We start from the raw sequence: 5,090 nt of genomic DNA, 5'->3' as shown, positions 1-5,090 counted from the left end.
TTACTTATTCATCTCGGGTCTCGTGTTCTCGGACAGGTGTATGTGAGACATCATTTGGCGTTGGCGTTGGCGTTGGCGTTGGCGTTGGCGTTGGCGTTGGCGTTGGCGTTGGCGTTGGCGTTGGCGTTGGCGTTGGCGTTGGCGTTGGCGTTGGCGTTGGCGTTGGCGGCAGTGTCGCGCAAGTTACGCCAACTTGGCGGAATGCATCGATGACATCATTGCGATTCATCCGACGATCGTCGGCTGCACGAATGACGCCACATACGCCATCATTGAATGTGCTGTTCGACCGCCAATACATCATGTTAGCCACCGCAAACACTTCGAATGTCTTACGCACATCCCAACCAGACTTGTTTGCCAACAGATAGAACGCCTTGTTGTACACACCGCTGGAATGATGAACATCTATACCATCGTTGTACTTGCTTGCATGCCCAATCGAAATGCCATCGCGTTCAGGGTTATCCATATAACGCATGGCGCGCCCCTGGGCTTTGATGATGTCATGACCAATCTGGAAACTAGCTTTACCAGTTGCATAATACTCAGCAGCCTGCGAGGCCATATCTGAAAATGCCTCGTTCATCCCACCAGATTGTCCGGAGTACATCAGATTTGAGTTTTGCTGGGTAAAACCATGGCTGACTTCATGAGCAACCACGCCCAAAGAAACCAATGGGAACATGCGACTTCCACCATCGCCAAACGACATCGATTGCCCATCCCAGAAGGCATTCTCGTAATTATTGCCGTAATGTACGCGCAGCGTCAGCTTCTGCTGAATAGGACGACGCTGAAACCAATCACGGTACATGTCAAATACGACACCACCAGAGAAGTGGGCATCGTTAATTGGCGAATATGCTCCATTGACTGCACGATACTCATTCCGGCCAGCGCCAGAAGCTGGGCAATTACTTAGCTGGAAAGGAGTATTGGAACTACCAGTCGAATTCCGCAAATCGACTGTAACCACATTATCTGTTTCAAAACGACATTGATCGTCCAGCTTTAACGAAGTCCGATCACGTCCAAATTCATAACGGCCCGTCTTTTCATTCCCGCCAAATCCGGTTGCTTCACGATGTGCCAATCCATCCCATTTTTTCAATACATGACCATTCGTCGCATCAATCATAAAAAATGGGCGCTTAGGCTGAGCACCAGGTACAAACATTGACGCCATATAGAATAGCTGTGCACGCCCTGCTTCATCCAAACGGATCAGTAACTCAATCTCTTCATTCTCACCTTGCCGCAAAGGAGTACCAGCCAATGCTTGGCCACGTATAATTTTAAGAACATCATTTTTTGTCAACGTTGGCTGAATCTTTGGCAGATCAGCCTCAACACCTTGGACATATGTGCCACTTACATACGAGGCAACTGAATCAGCTTGTACGCCATTTGCATCACGCTGCTGGACACCAATTGGGGCAAGCTCACCCCAAATGCGTACCCCATTGTAATACTGCTGATACTTAACCTTAACTGCGCCATTAGCGGCGACAATAGCAGTAACAGGCCGCAAATCTGCCGCCAATTCCATCGGATTACTTGCTTCAGCAGTTGCAGCCCCTAAATCTACCCGCGTAGCCGCCATCGCCTGCATTGCACTTGTCACCAACAATGCACATGTCGATAGCTTCAGCACTCTCCCAGTGATTCCACCTAGCATGTTCTCTCCCTGACACAAAAAATTTATACGTCATTACGCGGAAGCGATTGAATCACGGCTATTCCATATATGTCAATATTTCCTTGTCATCCCCTGGTTCAGGCATAACCTTATGTAATAGCTATATTTTTAGAAAGAATCGAAAATCTCAAATAGAAAAGGCTAGTATATTTACAACCTCAAACATACGACAATAAGAATATTAATTATTTCAGAAATAGAGTTTATACTCTTTCAACTAGTAAAAAAGTATTAAAAATCAATCTATCACTGACTTGAACAGAACCAAATGTTGGTTACCAGCATCGCATTCGACACCCATGCTTACACACCGGCGAATAGGCCAGCTGCATATTCCACCCTCACTTGATCACCCGTTCCGAAACGGTTTGATCACCAGTTCCAATGTGTCAAGAGCAGGTAAACCGTTGCTCGTGAGCAATGGTGGCGGGTAATACGTGCTGTTGAATTGATCACGATGGTGAAAGAATGGTCACGGCGCTGGTTCACCGCTCAGCATGGTAAACCAGCGCCGTGAGCGGGATCAGCCTTCCTGCATTCGCTTCTTCGCTTGCAATTTACGCATTGACTCGCCTTTGAGCTGAACGCGATGTGCCTGATGGATAACGCGGTCCAGTACTGCATCCGCTATGGTCGGATCCGGGAAGAAGCCATGCCATTGATCCGTCGGATATTGGCTGGTGATCAACAAGGAACCCGTCCGCATGCGCCGATCAACCACATCAAGCAGCACATGGGCCGCCTGCATGGTCATGCCACCGATACCGAAGTCATCAAGTACCAGTAGCTGCGGCCTGTTTAACGCGATCTTGAGCTTGGGTAGCGATCCGTCGAGCGTGGCCACTGCAATATCGGTAAACAGGTCGGATGCTCTGTAGAACGTGGACGCCAGCTTGAGCCGACACGCCTGCGTGGCAAAGGCGCAGGCCAGCCACGTCTTGTAGTGGTCAAGTAATTTCGGACACGTCGATAGGTTGTTTTGCTGCCAATTCAGCTTCAAAGTGTATCGGTGTTCGATTACTTAGTTTCGAGTGCAGTCGAACCGAGTTGTAAAACGCCACGATGTAATGGGTCACGTCGAGTGTTGCCTCTGTGTGGTTTGCATAATCGCGTCGCCAGACACGCTCCATCTTGAGGCTCAGGAAGAACCGCTCCATCACCGCATTGCACCGCAAGGGTAGGCTGCGCACTCCCAGCAGTTGCCCCTGCGGCTCATGCTGCATCGGATACCATGCTGGCTGAGCAAAGACTGGTATTCCAGGCTGGCATACTGACTTCCTCGATCCGAGTGAACAATCAGGCCGGCTGGTGGATTGCGTTGCGCAATCGCCATTTGTAAGGCCGTACAGACCAGTTCGGCACGCATATGCGGTGCTAATGACCAACCCACCACTTTGCGCGAATGCAAATCCAGTACTGCAGCCAGATATAACCAGCCACTGCGCGTGCGAATGTAGGTGATGTCAGCAACCCACGCTTGATCGGCTCGGTCTGGATTGAATTGCCGATTCAGCAAATTGGGTGCGCAGGGCAGATCATGCCGGCTATTCGTGGTGTAGACGAATTTGCGTTTCCAGCAGGTTTTCAAGCCGTGAATGTGCATCAATCGCCGTACGCGATGACGACCCATTCGCAGCCCGCATTCGGCCAATGCCGTGACCAAACGCCGGCTGCCATAAGTCTGGCCGGATGCTTCAAATGCCGCTCGCAGGTGCGGCAATTCGGGCAATGAAGCGGGCGATGCTGTCGCAGCGCGTTGACGAGCCGCGTAAAAGCCGGAACGGCTCAGCCCCAGAATACGGCAACTATGGGTCGGTGCGATGGCCTTCTCTGCCAACTGCTGAACCAGTCGATGGCTCATTTCAGTTCCCGGGCAAAGAAGGCCGACGCTTTTTTCAATATATCGATATCCCGCGTCAGGTCACGTACCTAGTTTTCCAGTTCGCGAGTGAGAACTTGCTCTGGTGTGAGCGGCTTGGATCCGGGCAAAACCGCGCCCCCCTGTTCAGCGTCAAACTGCTTTAACCAGCGACGTATCGCTGTTTCACCCAGTTGCTGATCTTTGGCTACCTGCGGAACACTCAGTCCACCGCGCACCAAGTTAACAATTTGCAGCTTGTACGCCGCATCAAATACTCTGCGTTGCTTGGTCATCTTTATCCTCTTAAGGTGAATTTTCCACCTATTGAGGTGTCCGGGGAAATTAGACCACTACAGACAGTTATGAGCGTGGTACCCGGGTTCCCAAGCGTAAGCGCGGCCCGAGCGATGCAGTTGAATTGGCTGAACGTCACTTTCCTGAAACGGCGCGTTGGTTTGACAGCCCAATTTGGGAGATTCTCAAGGGCGCCAAACCGGATCGTTGGGTACTACAGCGTCAGTTGCAGGTTCTGGTGCCATCGGTTGTTGAGGTGCTGATCACGACAGAAGGCGCCATCCCAGGGCAGGCGGATCTTGTCCAATTGACCCCCGAGCACTTTCATCGACTGGTAGTGTTGGGGAGTTTTGATGCGCTGGCTGCGACCGTCATCCTGGCCCGGCTCTCGGAAGAGACCACATCTCATGAACTACGCGACATGGCACTAGATTGCTACACCCGACTGCAGCCCATCCTGGCCGACGCGCCAGAGACTGGCGTGCACTACCCTGAACTGTTCACGTACGTGGACAAGGTTTGCCAATACTGGGTAATGATTTCGCCTGGCAAACGCCTGAACGTACACCTGTTTTGGCACAGCCAGGAATGGGCCAAGCATCGCGTGTCCTATTTCGGCCCGCGACTCGGCCGCTTGTCTCGCGCGCATGGGTGGGGTAATGCATGGGAGGAATGGGTGGAGGTCAGTTAACGATGGCAATAAGTTTGGCTTGACGATTACTTTCGGCAGCAATCTACAAATTCGCGCCGATAGTTGCAGTTCGGCTTATGTAGCACGCCACATAACACCGAGAATCGGTCGTTTCGAGCAAGTAGACAATATTCCCAAGTCTACAATGCTGGTCATGACCACTGGACCGACTGTGCAACACGCTGGACTGTGTAATCAAAAGTGGTGGAATACGCAGCCAGCACCAGCGGAGATATAACAGCATGCACACTATTGTATAAGGTCACCTCTCCGGTTACTTAAGCAAAAAAGCCTGGTCGACTTGCAAGAACAGCAATCAGTATTAAGTAGTAACCGACTCAATAACTTGGTGAGTCGGGAACAAATAACTCTGGAGCTATCATCGATCAATACCAAAAGAGCGGCTGCGCATGCCATAAGAGGCCCATACCTCCTTAGTCCGGAGGCAACGTTTGCAGCTTTCGAAGAGGTGTTTTTGAGTGGATTTTGTTTTGACTGGTTGTAGAAGAGTAAACGCCCTTAGGTTTGAGCTAAGGGCGTTT

Annotated in this window: 3 protein-coding genes and 1 pseudogene; 1 reads left to right on the top strand and 3 read right to left on the bottom strand. The window is 51.0% G+C overall.

All coding sequences use genetic code 11. The features are described from left to right. Positions 1 to 4: 4 nt before the first annotated feature. The 3 genes and pseudogenes from FFS57_RS24350 to FFS57_RS24340 all read right to left on the bottom strand — a co-directional run bounded on the left by FFS57_RS24350 (position 5) and on the right by FFS57_RS24340 (position 3,856). The gene (locus FFS57_RS24350; RefSeq protein ID WP_137940418.1) at positions 5 to 1,681 is read right to left on the bottom strand and encodes a M4 family metallopeptidase; all 1,677 of its coding nucleotides are present in this window, start codon (positions 1,679 to 1,681) and stop codon (positions 5 to 7) included. Between the two features lie 544 nt (positions 1,682 to 2,225). Continuing rightward, positions 2,226 to 2,702: an ATP-binding protein gene (locus FFS57_RS24345; RefSeq protein WP_249384160.1), complete on the bottom strand. Its 477-nt coding sequence runs from the start codon at positions 2,700 to 2,702 to the stop codon at positions 2,226 to 2,228. Beyond that, positions 2,650 to 3,856: pseudogene (locus tag FFS57_RS24340) on the bottom strand (IS3 family transposase). Before FFS57_RS24340 ends, FFS57_RS24345 begins: the two are co-directional and overlap by 53 nt. A 125-nt stretch (positions 3,857 to 3,981) precedes the next feature. Between FFS57_RS24340 and FFS57_RS24335 the strand changes: the two are divergent. Then, positions 3,982 to 4,548, top strand: coding sequence for a hypothetical protein (locus tag FFS57_RS24335; RefSeq protein WP_137940416.1), 567 nt, complete (start codon positions 3,982 to 3,984; stop codon positions 4,546 to 4,548). Positions 4,549 to 5,090 lie beyond the last annotated feature (542 nt).

Source organism: Chitinivorax sp. B (genome assembly GCF_005503445.1).
Taxonomy (GTDB): domain Bacteria; phylum Pseudomonadota; class Gammaproteobacteria; order Burkholderiales; family SCOH01; genus Chitinivorax.
Note: the sequence above shows the minus strand (reverse complement) of the source record. Positions and strands in the feature narration are given on the sequence as shown.